Annotated in this window: 14 protein-coding genes; 10 read left to right on the top strand and 4 right to left on the bottom strand. The window is 67.3% G+C overall.

Features of this window, described 5'->3' with window-relative positions:
• Window positions 1-123 precede the first annotated feature (123 nt).
• Entirely contained in the window at window positions 124-597 is a 474-nt protein-coding gene (locus tag BN1263_RS16965) for a MerC domain-containing protein (protein WP_058982789.1), read from the bottom strand.
• A gap of 32 nt (window positions 598-629) precedes the next feature.
• On the opposite strand from BN1263_RS16965, the gene BN1263_RS16970 reads away from it, so the two are divergent.
• From BN1263_RS16970 to BN1263_RS17005, 8 genes are read left to right on the top strand one after another with little or no spacing between them, the layout of a single operon-like run.
• Window positions 630-1,163, top strand: a complete 534-nt coding sequence (locus BN1263_RS16970) for a ZrgA family zinc uptake protein (protein WP_058982791.1) — start codon at window positions 630-632, stop codon at window positions 1,161-1,163.
• Window positions 1,160-1,855 (top strand): ATP-binding cassette domain-containing protein, encoded by a 696-nt coding sequence (locus BN1263_RS16975; RefSeq protein ID WP_058982793.1) that lies wholly within the window; start codon window positions 1,160-1,162, stop codon window positions 1,853-1,855. Before BN1263_RS16970 ends, BN1263_RS16975 begins: the two co-directional genes overlap by 4 nt.
• Window positions 1,848-3,101 carry an ABC transporter permease gene (locus BN1263_RS16980; RefSeq protein ID WP_058982798.1) on the top strand — a complete coding sequence of 418 codons (1,254 nt, stop codon included), beginning with the start codon at window positions 1,848-1,850 and terminating at the stop codon, window positions 3,099-3,101. Before BN1263_RS16975 ends, BN1263_RS16980 begins: the two co-directional genes overlap by 8 nt.
• 2 nt (window positions 3,102-3,103) lie before the next feature.
• Entirely contained in the window at window positions 3,104-3,655 is a 552-nt protein-coding gene (locus tag BN1263_RS16985) for a DUF3299 domain-containing protein (RefSeq protein WP_058982800.1), read from the top strand.
• Window positions 3,645-4,265, top strand: coding sequence for a DUF3299 domain-containing protein (locus BN1263_RS16990; RefSeq protein WP_058982801.1), 621 nt, complete (start codon window positions 3,645-3,647; stop codon window positions 4,263-4,265). Before BN1263_RS16985 ends, BN1263_RS16990 begins: the two co-directional genes overlap by 11 nt.
• A complete protein-coding gene (locus tag BN1263_RS16995) occupies window positions 4,265-5,011 on the top strand; it encodes a hypothetical protein (RefSeq protein WP_058982803.1) in 747 nt (248 codons plus the stop codon). Before BN1263_RS16990 ends, BN1263_RS16995 begins: the two co-directional genes overlap by 1 nt.
• Window positions 5,012-5,034: 23 nt before the next feature.
• Window positions 5,035-6,696 (top strand): MFS transporter, encoded by a 1,662-nt coding sequence (locus BN1263_RS17000; protein WP_144435383.1) that lies wholly within the window; start codon window positions 5,035-5,037, stop codon window positions 6,694-6,696.
• 4 nt (window positions 6,697-6,700) lie between these two features.
• Window positions 6,701-7,261 (top strand): TetR/AcrR family transcriptional regulator, encoded by a 561-nt coding sequence (locus BN1263_RS17005; protein ID WP_058982808.1) that lies wholly within the window; start codon window positions 6,701-6,703, stop codon window positions 7,259-7,261.
• A gap of 78 nt (window positions 7,262-7,339) precedes the next feature.
• Here the strand turns inward: BN1263_RS17005 and BN1263_RS17010 are convergent, their stop codons facing one another.
• Window positions 7,340-8,236, bottom strand: a complete 897-nt coding sequence (locus BN1263_RS17010) for an AraC family transcriptional regulator (protein WP_058982810.1) — start codon at window positions 8,234-8,236, stop codon at window positions 7,340-7,342.
• 106 nt (window positions 8,237-8,342) lie between these two features.
• Here BN1263_RS17010 and BN1263_RS17015 point away from each other — a divergent pair, with 106 nt between their 5' ends.
• Complete coding sequence (locus BN1263_RS17015; RefSeq protein WP_058982812.1) at window positions 8,343-8,879, top strand: carboxymuconolactone decarboxylase family protein; 537 nt, start codon at window positions 8,343-8,345, stop codon at window positions 8,877-8,879.
• A 70-nt stretch (window positions 8,880-8,949) separates the two neighbouring features.
• On the opposite strand, the gene fdhD is transcribed toward BN1263_RS17015, so the two are convergent.
• Complete coding sequence (gene fdhD, locus BN1263_RS17020; protein ID WP_058982814.1) at window positions 8,950-9,789, bottom strand: formate dehydrogenase accessory sulfurtransferase FdhD; 840 nt, start codon at window positions 9,787-9,789, stop codon at window positions 8,950-8,952.
• 242 nt (window positions 9,790-10,031) lie between these two features.
• Between fdhD and BN1263_RS17025 the strand changes: the two genes are divergently transcribed.
• Window positions 10,032-12,314, top strand: coding sequence for an FdhF/YdeP family oxidoreductase (locus BN1263_RS17025; protein ID WP_058982816.1), 2,283 nt, complete (start codon window positions 10,032-10,034; stop codon window positions 12,312-12,314).
• A gap of 18 nt (window positions 12,315-12,332) precedes the next feature.
• On the opposite strand, the gene BN1263_RS17030 is transcribed toward BN1263_RS17025, so the two are convergent.
• Window positions 12,333-13,349 (bottom strand): DUF4034 domain-containing protein, encoded by a 1,017-nt coding sequence (locus BN1263_RS17030; protein WP_251103252.1) that lies wholly within the window; start codon window positions 13,347-13,349, stop codon window positions 12,333-12,335.
• Between the last annotated feature and the right edge of the window lie 404 nt (window positions 13,350-13,753).

A 13,753-nucleotide genomic window follows, 5' to 3' on the forward strand; every position in this document is an offset into this window, starting at 1 on the left:
GGCTGCCGGCCAGCGGCCGGCACTACCAAATGCGTATCACCTGATGCGTGGCCCATGTACGGATGGGTAGAGCCGGCCGCTGGCCGGCTGCCGGTCCCCGGGGCTGCCGACTCGCGGCCGGTGTCAGCGCGTGCGCAGCGCGCGCCGGTTGCCGATGTGCGCCGCCGCCAGTAGCACGCCACCAGTGGCTGTCGCCACGCCATGCCAGAGCAGCGATTCCTTCAGCGGCAGGTACAGCGAGGCCGACAGCAGCAGAATCGCGCCGGTGCAGGCCAGCTGCACAGGCTGCCAGCGCCCGTGCCGGTGCACCCCGGCCGAGGTGCTCGCCAAGGCCAGCGAGGAGGCCAGCAGCGCGAACAGCCACTCCCAGCGCGACATCATCAGCAGCAATGTCATCGCGCCATGGCCGGGATGCTGGAACGAGCGCAGCGCCATCATCGCTGCCGGCACGAAGGCCAGCAGCAGGGGCAGGGCGATGCAGTGGGCGGCGCAGGCCAAGGACAGCCAGGCACCGGCAAGATCGAAGCGGGGGTGCCAGCGTGCCGAAGTTGGCGGCTGGGCCAGGGCCCTTGCGGGCGTCGTGGGGATATGGTCCATAATGTTACATAGTAACAATTGGAGACTCCCCCATGAAGCTTCCTGCTGTTCTATTCCTGCTGCTGGCTGCCAGCGCCGCACAGGCCCATGACGTCCGCCAGCACGCACCGCACGTGCATGGCCAGGCAACAGTGGATGTTGCGCTTGACCAGCAAACCCTGGAATTCGCCCTTCAGGCCCCCGGCATCGGCATCCTCGATTACGAGCGGCCGCCGGCCAATGCAGCCGAGCAGGCCGCGCTGGCACGGGCGACGTCATTGCTGAAGGGCGGCAACTGGGTCACCTTGCCCACCGCTGCAGAGTGCCGTCTGGCCACCGGTAAAGCCGATGCAGAGGGTTTCGACGCGACGGCCGCCGCGCCGCCGCCGGGACAGCACCGGCACGCAGGTTTCAGCGCAACGCTGCAGTACCACTGTGCCAAACCTGCGGAGCTGCGGGCGATCGTCGTGCGCTTGCCCGTGCTGTTCCCGGGCCTGCACGAAGTCATCGTCAACAGTGCAACCGCCAATGGCCAGAACCGCAGTGTGCTGACGCCCGACAACCTGCGCGTGGTGCTGGCACCGTGAGCGCGGCACCGGTGATCTCGCTGGAAGACGTGCAGTTCGGCTACGGCACGCGGCTGGTGCTGGACATCCCGCGGTTGTGGGTCGAGCAGGGCAGCAGCGTGTTGCTGCGCGGAATCAGCGGTGGCGGCAAAAGCACCCTGCTGGGCCTGCTGGCGGGCGTGCTGCTGCCCGGCAAGGGCCGTGTCGAGGTGGCCGGCCACGCACTGCAGGACGTGGGTGCTGCGGCGCGGGATCGTTTCCGTGCCGACCAGCTGGGCGTGATCTTCCAGCAGTTCAATCTGCTGCCGTTCCTCACCGTGCGCGACAACATCGCGCTGGGCCTGCGCTTCTCGCGCCTGCGCAGCGCACGCATCAGCGGGCCGCTGGATGCCGAGATCGCCCGCCTGCTGCAGGCCCTGCAGCTCAATCCTGAGCTGATGCAGCGGCGGGCGGGTACGCTCAGTGTTGGCCAGCAACAACGCGTGGCGGCAGCGCGCGCCCTGATCGGCCGTCCGACGTTGCTGCTGGCCGATGAGCCCACCTCGGCGCTCGACCGCGAATCGGCGACCGCCTTCCTGCAGCTGATGTCCGCGCAGTGCCAGGCGGTCGGCACCACGGTGCTGGTGGTCAGCCATGACGATAGCCTGCAGCCGTTGTTCGACCGCACCATTTCACTGTCCGAGATCAACCAGGCAGGTGCCGGCCATGCTTGAGCTTGCCTGGGCCAGCCTGCGCAGCCGCGCGTTGAGCGTGGGCCTGACCGTGCTGGTCATCACCCTCAGCGTGGTGCTGCTGCTGGGCGTCGAGCGTGTACGCACGCAGGCGCACGAGGGGTTTGCCAGCACCGTATCGGGCGCCGATCTGATCGTCGGTGCGCGTTCGGGACCGGTGAACCTGCTGCTGTATTCGGTGTTCCATATCGGCGACCCGACCAACAACGTGTCCTGGCAGTCCTACCAGGAGCTGTCCGCATTGCCGCAGGTGAAGTGGTCGGTGCCGTTGTCGCTGGGCGATTCCTGGCGCGGCTACCGGGTAGTGGGTACCACTGGCGGCTACTTTGAACACTATCGTTATGGTTCCGGCCACGCGCTGGCCTTTGCACAGGGGCGGCCCTTCGATGATCTGTATGACGCGGTGATCGGCGCGGAGGTGGCTCGCGAGCAGAAGGTCGGCCTCGGCGACGAGATCGTGCTGGCGCACGGCACCGGCGCGGTCACGCTGGCCACGCATGCCGACAAGCCGTTCCGCGTTGCCGGCATCCTGCAGCGCACCGGCACGCCGGTGGATTCGTCGCTGCTGGTCTCGCTGCCGGCCATCGAGGCGATCCATGTTGACTGGCGATCGGGCGTGCAGCTGCGCAGCCAGAGCGTCAGCGCCGAGCAGGCGCGCCACCTGGACCTGACCCCGACCAGCATCACCGCCTTCATGCTCGGCCTGAACTCGCGCATCTCCACGTTCTCGGTACAGCGCAGGATCAACGAGTATCCGGACGAGGCGATGCTGGCGATCCTGCCCGGCGTGACCCTGCAGCAGCTGTGGCAGTCACTGGGCACCGCCGAGCGGGCGCTGCAGCTGATCAGTGCGATGGTGGTGCTGCTGGGCATGGTTTCGCTGGTGGCGCTGCTGGTCTCGACCCTGCAGGAGCGGCGGCGCGAGATGGCCATCCTGCGTGCCACCGGGGCACGCCCGGGCTACATCGCCGGCCTGCTGGTGGTGGAGGCGGTGGCGACCAGTGCAGTAGCGTGCATGCTGGCGTTGGCGCTGCTGGTAGCCGCCAGCATGGCCGGGCGCGGCTGGGCCCTGGCCAATTTTGGCCTGTCGATCACCCATGTCTGGCCGGACGGCCGCGAGCTGGCCTGGGTGGCAGGCGTGCTGGCGATCAGCGCGGTGGCCGGGCTGGTGCCGGCATTGCTGGCCTACCGGCGCACGCTGGCCGATGGCCTGTCGCCGGGAGGCTGAGCATGCGCTGGATGCTGTCGCTGTCGATGGTGCTGGCACTGGCCGCCTGCGAGCGGCCGGTGGATACCGGCGTACAGGCCTTGCCACCCTCGCCGGTCGTCGACCGCGATGACCCTGCAGGCGCTGTGGAGCAGGAGCTGGACTGGTTGCAGATGATGCCCAAGGACGAGCTGGCCGCGCTGGAGCGGGGCGAGGGCCCGGAGGTCGAGCACAACGGCAACCGGCGCATGCCGCAGTTCGGTACCTTCCGCACGGTGGACACGGTCCTGCAGCGGCCGGTGCGCCTGCCGGGTTACGTGGTGCCACTGGCCAACGCGCAGGACGGGCGGCTGACCGAATTCCTGTTCGTGCCGTACTACGGCGCCTGCATCCACGTGCCACCACCGCCGCCGAACCAGATCGTACACGTGGTGCTGCCGCGCCCGATCGACATGCCTGACATGTATTCGCCGTTCTTCCTGGCCGGCACCCTGCGTGCCGAACGGTTGGACGACGATCTGGCCGGTTCGGCCTACACCATGCGTGACGCACAGCTGAGGCCGTATGAACCGTAGTCACCTGTTGCTGGCGTTGGGATGCCTGTGGTTGGCGGGCTGTACCGCGCCGGGCGGCGATGCCGTGGTGGTCACGCCGCAGGACAAACCGGCGCCCTCCGCCACGGCCGAAGCCCCCATCGACCGTTGGGACGCGTTGCGACCCGACGAAGTGACCTACCAGCGCCCGCCGCCGCAGATCGGCCCGTCGCGCAATGGCATGGACGGCGTGGGTGGCCTGATCGACGACACCGGCTCGGGCACGCCACCGGGGCTGGAGATCGACCATTCCAGCCCGGATCGTGCCAAGCAGTTCGGCTCTTCGCGGGTGGTCGATGCTGTCGATGGTCGCGCGGCGGATCTGGATGGCTACGTGGTACCGCTCGGTACCAACGATGCAGGATTGGTGGATGAACTGCTGTTCGTGCCGTTCTACGGCGCGTGCATCCACGTGCCGCCACCACCACCGAACCAGATCATCCACGTGACCCTGGCGACACCGATCGCGCTGGGCGATCTGTGGGATCCGTACCGGCTTGCCGGCCGCCTGCAGGTGAAGCGTTTTGACGCGGACATCGCCAGCGCGTCCTACGATGCCGCGGCAGCCACGCTGACGGCGATCCGCAACTGATGCGCAGGCGATGGATCATGGCTGCCGGGCTGATCGTGGGCGCGGTGGTGCTGCTGGTGTGGTGGCAGCGGCAGCGCGCACCCACCGCGCCGCCGGCGGTCGCGTTTCCGGCACCGGCGTCCGATGCCAGCCAGCGTATCGAACAGCGCCTGGGTGATGACCCCGCGTTTCGCAACGACGTGCTCTTCCTGCTCGCGGCAACATTGCGCGACCGCTGCCAGCCGGCGCAGGCGGGGCTGCTGGCGCGCATGGCCAATCGTGCATCGCTGCCGGTGCTGGCGGCAGTCAGCGCGGTGACCCAGCAGGACCCATCGTTGGACCGGCCGATGTACCAGTACATCCAGCATCGCGCCGACGCGACGCCGTGCGGGCAGACGCTGCAGATGCCGTTGGCCGGTGGCCGCCGCATGGCCGTGGACATCGAACAGTACGCGCGCACGTTCCCGGACAGCTACTTCGACCCGCAGCGCGGCAGTGAACCGCGGGATTTCGGTGGACTGCCGTTGCAGCAGCGCGCCGGCAATGCCTGCAACAGCGTGGTGTATTCGGTGCTGCCGCTGGGTGGCACCGACTGGCGATGCAGCAGCCTGCGCGCAAATGCCCGTGCGCGCGTGCGCGGCCTGTGCGAGGACGAACTACGGCGCCAACATGGGGGCATCGGCGGCGAACTGGACGCCGCCGTGGGGCAGGGCATGCAGGCGGCCGTGGTATCGGCCATCGCCGCGTTGCCGGAAGACTGCCGGTAGACGTTCATCAGTAGAGCCAGGCCATGCCTGGCTGCCGGCGCAGTCGAGCAAGCCCGCCTCTACAAAAGCTGAATCGGTGGGCTTTGAAGATCATAACTATACAGGACATCCGGTATAGTTATGATCGTAATCCACCCCCACCAGGATCTCCCATGGCTTTGTCCCAGCCCTTGGCCGGTGCTCCGGCCCTGTCGCGTGCCCGTCGCTGGGCACTGCTGTTCACCGTCGCCGCCGGCCTGCTGCTGGTCACCCTCGACAACTCCGTGCTCTACACCGCACTGCCCACCCTGACCGAGGAACTCTCGGCCAGTGCCGGCCAGGCGCTGTGGATCATCAATGCCTATCCGCTGGTAATGGCCGGCCTGCTGCTCGGCGCGGGCACGCTGGGCGACCGCATCGGCCACCGCCGCATGTTCCTGATCGGCCTGGTGGTGTTCGGCGGCGCCTCGCTGGCAGCGGCGTTCGCCGACACCGCAGCGCAGCTGATTGCCGCACGCGCGTTCCTGGCGGTCGGTGCCGCAGCGATGATGCCGGCCACGTTGGCGCTGATCGGCCTGAGCTTCCACGAAGAGCGCGAACGCAACATCGCCATCGCGATCTGGGGTTCGGTGGCCATCGTCGGCGCGGCGCTCGGACCGATCATTGGCGGCTGGCTGCTGCAGCACTTCTGGTGGGGCTCGGTGTTCCTGATCAACGTGCCGGTGGTGGTGGTCGCGTTCGTGGCCACGCTGCTGTTGGCGCCGGAAGGCCAGCGCGACACCTCGCGGCCATGGGACCTTGCGTCCTCGGTGCTGGCATTGGCGGCACTGTCCGGCCTGGTGCTGGCGATCAAGTCGCTGATCGCTACGCCGCCGTCGTATGCGCTGGGCGCGGGCGCGCTGCTGTTGGCCGTCATCAGCGGCGCGGCGTTCGCGCGCCGCCAGCAACAGCTGCCGTACCCGCTGCTGGACTTCGCGATCTTCCGCAACCCGGCGTTCCTGGCCGGCACGCTGTCGGCGGTGTTCACCCTGTTCGCGATGGCCGGCCTGCAGCTGGTCACCACCCAGCGCTTCCAGCTGGTGGCAGGCTTCACGCCGCTGCAGGCGGGCCTGCTGGTGTCGGTGGCGGCACTGGGCAGCCTTCCGAGCGCGCTGCTGGGCGGCAGCATCCTGCACCGGGTGGGCCTGCGCCCGCTGATCTGTGGTGGCCTGGCTGCGGGTGCGCTGGGTGTGGGCGTGGTGGCCTTCGGCTTCCCGCACGGCCTCGGTTGGGTGGTCGCGGGCATGGCGATCACCGGCTTCGGCATGGGCGCGGCCATCTCGGTAGCGTCCACCGCCATCCTCAACAATGTGCCGGCACACCGCGCGGGCATGGCCTCTTCGGTGGAAGAGGTATCCTATGAGTTCGGCGGCCTGCTGGCGGTGGCGATGCTGGGCAGCCTGAGCGCCGCGATGTACAGCGCGTTCCTGCCGGTCTCGGCAGACATGCCGGCACTGGCCCGTGAAGGCTTCACCCAGGCGCTGCATGCCGCGCGCGAGAGCGGGCAGGGCGAGTGGTTCGCATTGACTGCGGCGGCGTATGACCGTGGCTACCAGATCGTGCTGCTGGTGATCACGGCGGTGCTGGCGCTGGGCGCGACGATCCTGGCGCGCCTGCTGCGCGGCCGCGTCGGCAGCCGCGAGGGTGCGGCCGATCGCGTAAAATGAAGCGATGAGAACCAGCAAGCGCGACCGCATCCTCGACGCCGCCGTCAACGTGATCAATCGTGATGGCGTGCGAGCGGTGACCTTCGAGTCGGTGGCGGCCGAGGCCAAGCTGACCCGCGGCGGCCTGCTGTACCACTTCCCCTCGCGCGAGGCGCTGCTGCGCGGCATCGACGAGCACCTGGTGCAGGCCTGGGAGACGTCGATGGAAGCATTGCTGGGCAAGCGCGCGGATGAGGCGACGGCACTGGAGCGCTACCAGACCTTCGTGCGCGTCTCGGCGCAGAGCGCCACCCGTGCCGAACTGATGTTCATGCTGGAATCGGCCGACCCGGACGCCGAAGAGCGTCCGTGGGGGCCTGCGGTGCGACGCTGGGCACCTTCCGCACCCGAGGCCGGCAGCGACGATGCAACTGCGCTCGACAATTTCGTGGCGCGGCTGGCCGCCGATGGCCTGTGGATCTACGAGGCGATGTACCAAGGCCAGCTGGATGCAGGCGTGCGCGCCCGTGTTGCCGAGCGCATCGCCGGGCTGCTGGCGAAGTCTGACGGATCACCGCACTTGTAGAGTCGACTGTTAGTCGACTGCTCTTCGCTCAGACAACGAAACCCCGCGCTTCGCGCGATAGTCGACTGACAGTCGACTCTACCCCTCGCGCGTCTGCCCAGCCTGCGCGGCGCTCGCGGCCAGCCACGCCCTCGGCGATACCCCCAATCGCTTTCGGAACGCCTTCGACAGCGAGGCGGTATCGGCAAACCCCACCTCGATCGCCACCTGCTTGACCGCCACGCCTGCCCGCAGCTGCGCGCAGGTCAGGCTCAGCCGCCAGTCCAGCAGGTAGCTGGCTGGCGTTGCCTGCATCACGTCCTTGAACACGGCCGCGAACGCGCTGCGCGACATGCCGGCGGTCGCGGCCATGCGCGGCAGCGTCCATTCGTCCTGCGGTGCCTGGTGCATCGCCACCAGCGTGCGTGCCAGCCGCGCATCGGACAGCCCGCGCATCAGCCCATGGCTAACGCCCGCCGCATCCGGGTGGTCCACCACCCAGCGCAGGATCTGGATCAGCGCCACCTCGAACAGGCGGTTGGTCAGTAGCCGGGAACCGCAGCGCTGGCGATCGGCCTCGGCGAACAGCAGGTGCAGGGTGTCATCCAGTTCGCCGATCGCCGCCAGCGGCACCACCATCACCGGTGGCAGCGACTGCACGATCGGATTGCGCGCGCCGCCATCGAAATCCAGCGTGGCGCAGGTGAAATCCGGGCCATCCAGCGGCGCGTTGAAGAACACATGGTGCAGCGGCTGGGGGTAGAGCAGCAGGCTGGGTGTGTCGATCTTCAGCCGGGGCAGCGCTATATCGCCCTCGGGATGACGGACCTCCATCTCACCCTGGCGCAGGATATGCAAGAACGCACGACCGGGCTGCGGCTCGAAGACATGCTGCCCGCACAGCGGGCCAGTGTGGAACAGCGCCGCCTGCACCCGGAAGCGTTCCAGCAGGGAGGAGAGGCGGTCGGGTGTGGAAGCGTCGGCGGACACGCTCATGGATGAATGGACAACATGTGTGGTTTATTGCGCCTGATTCGTCCAGGGAGTCTACCTAGGATGAGCGGGTCGTCCAATCCCGGGCGCTTTCCCAAGGAGATCCACCATGTCCCGTGTCCCCCTGATCGATGCCGCCAACACCACCGCCGACCGTCAGGCCCTGCTGGGCCAGGTCCACGCCGCCTTCGGCGCCACCCCGGCCATGTTCCGCGCCGTGGCCAACTCGCCGGCTGCCCTGCAGAGCATGTGGGGTTCGTTCGGCGCGCTGGGCGGCGGTCGCCTGTCGCCGCTGCTGGGCGAGCAGATCGCCGTGGCCATCGCCAACCGCAATGCCTGCGAGTACTGCCTCGCCGCGCACACCGCGCTGGGCCGCAAGGCCGGCGCCAGCGGCGAGCAGATGGCCGCCGCGCAGATCGGCCAGTCCAGCGACCCGGCTACCACCGCTGCACTGGACTTCGCGCTGAAGGTGGTCGAGCAACGAGCGCAGATTGCCGATGGCGACGTGCAGGCGCTGCGTGCGGCTGGCTTCGATGATGAGCAGATCGTTGAGATCCTCGCCCACGTCGCGCTCAACCTGTTCACCAACTACGTCAACGTAGCGTTCGACGTGCCGGTGGACTTCCCGAAGGTCGCGCTGCGCTGAGATGTGGCCTGGCCCGGGTGGCAGTGGTCGCCCGGGCCGCTCCGAAGGGTGCAGATGGGGGGCGGCCCTACTAAAGGTCGTCTGCCCGCAGCCGTTCGGGATGGGTATAGACATTGAACCCGCTCTCCCGCGCGAACCCGACCAGGCACAGGCCGGCGCTGCGGGCCAGGTCGATCGCCAGCGCGGTCGGCGCCGACACCGCCGCGAGCACGCTGGCACCGGCGCGTACCGCCTTGCTGACCATTTCGTAGCTGGCCCGGCTGGAGATCACCAGCAGGCCACCTTCAATGGCGTGTTCGTTGTGATGCAGGGCGCCGATCAGCTTGTCCAGCGCGTTGTGGCGGCCGACGTCTTCGCGCCCCCAGCCAATGCGCCCCTTGGCATCGGCCCAGGCCGCGGCGTGGATGGAGCCAGTCACCGCATTCATCGGCTGGTGCTGGGCCAAGGTGGCCAACGCCCGCTGCAGGGCGGCGGCGGAATAGCTGCGTCGCTCGCGGATTTGCGGGAGTGGGCGCAGCGCTTCTTCCAGCTGGCGCGTGCCGCACAGGCCGCAGCCACCACGGCCGGGCAGCAGGCGCCCATCGGCGGGGGCCAGGCCGGCACCGGGTGCCTCCTCGGCCACGGTCATCTGCAGTTCGATGCCTTCCAGCTGCGGGCGGATGTCGATCGACAGCAGCTGCGAGGGCGCAGCAATCAGTCCCTCACTGAGCGAGAACCCGAGCGCAAAGTCCTCCAGGTCGCAGGGCGTGGCCATCATCACCGCGAAGGCGGCGTCGTTGTAACGCAGTGCGACCGGCACTTCCTCAGCGACCACGTCGACCAGCGGCTGTCGCCCCTCGCCGCGCCAGCGCTGCAACGGACGCTGGGCCGTGCCGGCAGGCGGGGTGTGCGGTGGGGGCGAATCAGGCATGCAGCGCGTCCGGGCTAGGGAGATACGCAGGTGGTGGACCACCCACGGCATCGAGAATAGCGCAGTGGCCATGCGCTGACGCGGGTGTAACCGTTGTCATGGCAGGCTGCGCTAAAACAGCCTGTACCCTCTGGCGAAGCCGCGCAGGCCGTGTTTGACTGTGCGGCTGGCCGTGCGATTGAAGCGCCGCCGGACTGCGATGTGCCCATTGTTGCCGCGTTCCTTCCGTAAGGTTCCCGAACATGTCCGAGCAGAAACCGCCGCGTTACAAGCCCTACAACCAGCCGGCCGGAGGCTGGGGTGCCGCTGGTGCCACCGCCAAGGTGCTGCTGCAGCAGAGTGTGATCGGCAAGGGGTCGAAGGCGCTGCTGGCGATGAACCAGCCCGGCGGCTTCAAGTGCCCCAGTTGCGCGTTCCCTGACGCTGACGAACGCAGGAAGCTCGAGTTCTGCGAGAACGGCGCGAAGGCACTGGCCTGGGAAGCCACCCAGTTCCGCGCCGGCCGCGAACTGTTCGCCCGGTACACCGTGACCGAACTGATGGCGCAAACCGACTACTGGCTGGAGATGCAGGGCCGGCTGACCGAGCCGATGCGCTACGACGCAGCCACCGACCACTACGTGCCGTGCAGCTGGGACGATGCCTTCGCGCTGATCGGCCGCCACCTGCAGGCGCTGGACAGCCCGCACCAGGCCGAGTTCTACACGTCCGGCCGCACGCCCAACGAAGCCGCGTTCCTGTATTCGATCTTCGTGCGCGAGTTCGGCACCAACAATTTCCCGGACTGCTCGAACATGTGCCACGAGCCGACCAGCCGTGGCCTGCCGCCAGCCATCGGGGTGGGCAAGGGCACCATCGTGCTGCAGGATTTCGAGCATGCCGAGGCGATCTTCGTGATCGGGCAGAACACCGGCACCAATTCACCGCGGATGATGAGCAACCTGGTGGAGGCACGCAAACGCGGCATTCCGATCGTGGCGGTCAACCCGATGCCCGAGCGCGCGCTGATCCGCTTCGCCGAGCCGCAGGACATGGTGCAGATGGCCACGTTCGGTTCGACCGAGATCACCAGCGAGTTCGTGCACATCCGCATCGGCGGCGACCTGGCCCTGATCAAGGGCATGATGAAGGTGATGTTCGAGCGCGAGGCGCAGGGTGAGCGTGTGCTCGACCATGCATTCCTCGCCGAACACACGGTGGGCCTGGAGGCGCTGCGTGACGACGTGATGGCGCAGGACTGGGACGAGATCGTGCAGGTGTCCGGCATTTCGCAGGCGCAGATCCGACGCTGTGCTGAGATCTACATCCGCTCCAATGCCACCGTGATCTGCTACGGCATGGGGCTGACCCAGCACCAGTACGGCTCGCGACTGTTGCAGCAGGTCGCCAACCTGCTGTTGCTGCGTGGCAACTTCGGCAAGCCCGGTGCTGGCATCGGGCCGATCCGGGGCCATTCCAATGTGCAGGGCGACCGCACCGTCGGCATCGACGAGAAGCCCAAGCCGGCCTATCACGACCGCGTGCAGCAGGTGTTCGGTTTCGACCCGCCGCGCGAGTATGGCCACCATGTGGTCGAATCCATCGAGGCGATGCTGGACGGCAGCGCCAGGGTGTTCATCGGCCTGGGTGGCAACTTCATTCATGCCGTGCCCGATACGCCGCGCGCGTACGAGGCAATGCGTGGGCTGGACCTGACCGTGGGCATCGCCACCAAGCTCAACCGTGGGCACCTGGTTCATGGCCGCGATGCGCTGATCCTGCCGGTGGTGGCGCGCTCGGAGCGCATCGTCACGCCGCTCGGCGAGCAGTTCGTCACCATTGAAGACGCGATGTCCAATGTGACCGCCTCGCGGGGCGTACTCGAGCCGGTGAGCCCCGATGTGTTGCCCGAAGTCGAGATCGTCTGTCGCATGGCGATGGCCACGCTGCCGCACAGCAGGGTCGACTGGGCAGGCTGCATGCACGACTACGCACACATCCGTGAGTTGATCGCGGCCGTGTACCCGGAGATCTACACCGGCTTCAACCAGCGCATCCAGCAGCCGCACGGCTTCCATCTGGATATCCCGCCGCGTCGCCGCGTCTGGTCCACGCCCAATGGCAAGGCCAACATCCTGGTGATGCCTGGCCTGGACGTGGATGATCCGGTTCACGACCCCGACATGCTGCGGCTGGCCACCGTGCGCTCGCACGATCAGTACAACACCACCATCTACAGCTACAACGATCGCTACCGCGGCGTGTACAACGATCGCATGGTGCTGTTCATGAACATCGAGGACCGGCTGGCGCGCGGGCTGCGGAAGGAGGCGCTGGTCAGCCTGGAGACGATCAGCAGTGATGGCGTGCAGCGACGCATCGAAGGCTTGACCGTGCTCGATTACCCGATGCCGCGCGGCGCGCTGGCCGGCTACTACCCCGAACTGAACCCGTTGCTGCCGCTGGATTACCACGACCGGATCAGCGGCACCCCCGCAGCCAAGTCGATCCCGGTGCGGATGCGGGCGATGCCGGCGGTCACCTAGCAGTGGATCAATCCAGTCCTATGGGCTTCCGGCATGTGGATTGGGTTCATCCAGCGCAAAGGAGCAACGGAAATAGTTGGCGGTATCCCGCCAGGCGCCCACGATCGGTTCCTGGATCTGTGCCAGCAGTTCTCGGGCCTTGACGGGATCGTTGGCCTGGCAGGCGAAGTACGCGAATGATTGCAGGTTCCATGGCGAGGGATAACGTGACAGCACGTCTTCGAAGCCGCGTTTCATGGTCGGCCAGTTCACTTTCGACTCGGTGAACAAACGGTCCTCGTACTCCCGCTGCGAGGCGACCCAGTAGATACGGGCGTACAGCATGTATTGGTCCTGCGGTGGGGCCGCAGCCATGACCCTGCGTGCATAGGCTTCCAGGCCAGCCGGATCGCCGCCCCACTTCGGAGCGAAATAGCGCACGGCAGCAAAGTAGAGCGGGAAGTAGCCCGGATAGCGCGCGATGCCTTCGTCATGCAATGCGAAGAAGCGGTCTGCATCCCAACTCTGTTCGATCGCCCGGTGTTCCATCGACTCGTACCAGTACGGGTCCGTGCTGGCGATGTCCTTGTACTTCAGCAGGTAGTCAACGGCCTGCTGCTGCAGCGCCTTGAACGGTGCCCAGTCCTCTTCCTTCACCGTATTTGCATAGCCGGGGCCGCGGATGCTCCAGCCTTGGCGGCTGAGCATCTCAGCCATGGCCAGGCGCGCCGACGGCGACCTGGGGTAGCGCGAGATCCACGCCTGCACGAGCTTCTCGCGACCCTGCCAGTAGGCCGGGTCACGGTTGCTCATGCTGAAGGCATAGCCGATGCCTACGTAGTACGCCGAAAGCTTCCAGACACCACTGCTGAAGTAGCGATCCGTATCCCGGTAACGACTGGCGAGTTGCTCCAGTCTGGCGAAATCCTGCTTCTCCAGCAGTTGCTTTGCCTGCCGGGAGACTTCGGCGCGTTCGCTTGCTTCATCTTCACCGGATGCACCGGCGTGGGCGATGGTCGCGCACGACAACAACAGCATCACAAGCAGTGTTCGCATGAGTCCATTCATGGGGGAAACTCCGTGTCAGGGACAGGGGCATGGCAAGGCAGTGGGCCACGATCGCCATCTCGCCATAGCAGGGGCCGTCGCGCAAGTCGGCAGCGTGGCTGCCAGGCGGGCGTGGGCGCTGCCACCCCATGCTGTGCAGTTGTGCATCGGCTATCATCGGCGGGTGAACCTGCCTGGCCTCATACTGCGATGGATGCTGCTTGTTGCCCTGGTGCTGAATGCACCGGCGCTGGCGCTCGCCGCGTCTTCCTACAGCGGTCCGGCCAGCCAGGACCATTGCGTGGCACCGCACTCGGCCGGGATGGCTTCGGCGGGGTGTTGCGATGATGCAGGTCCGGCGGCTTGCCAGAGTGGCCAGTGCGAATGCCCGCCGGCATGCTTGGGCATGTTGG

It is taken from the genome of Stenotrophomonas thermophila (assembly GCF_001499715.1).
GTDB lineage: Bacteria > Pseudomonadota > Gammaproteobacteria > Xanthomonadales > Xanthomonadaceae > Stenotrophomonas > Stenotrophomonas hibiscicola.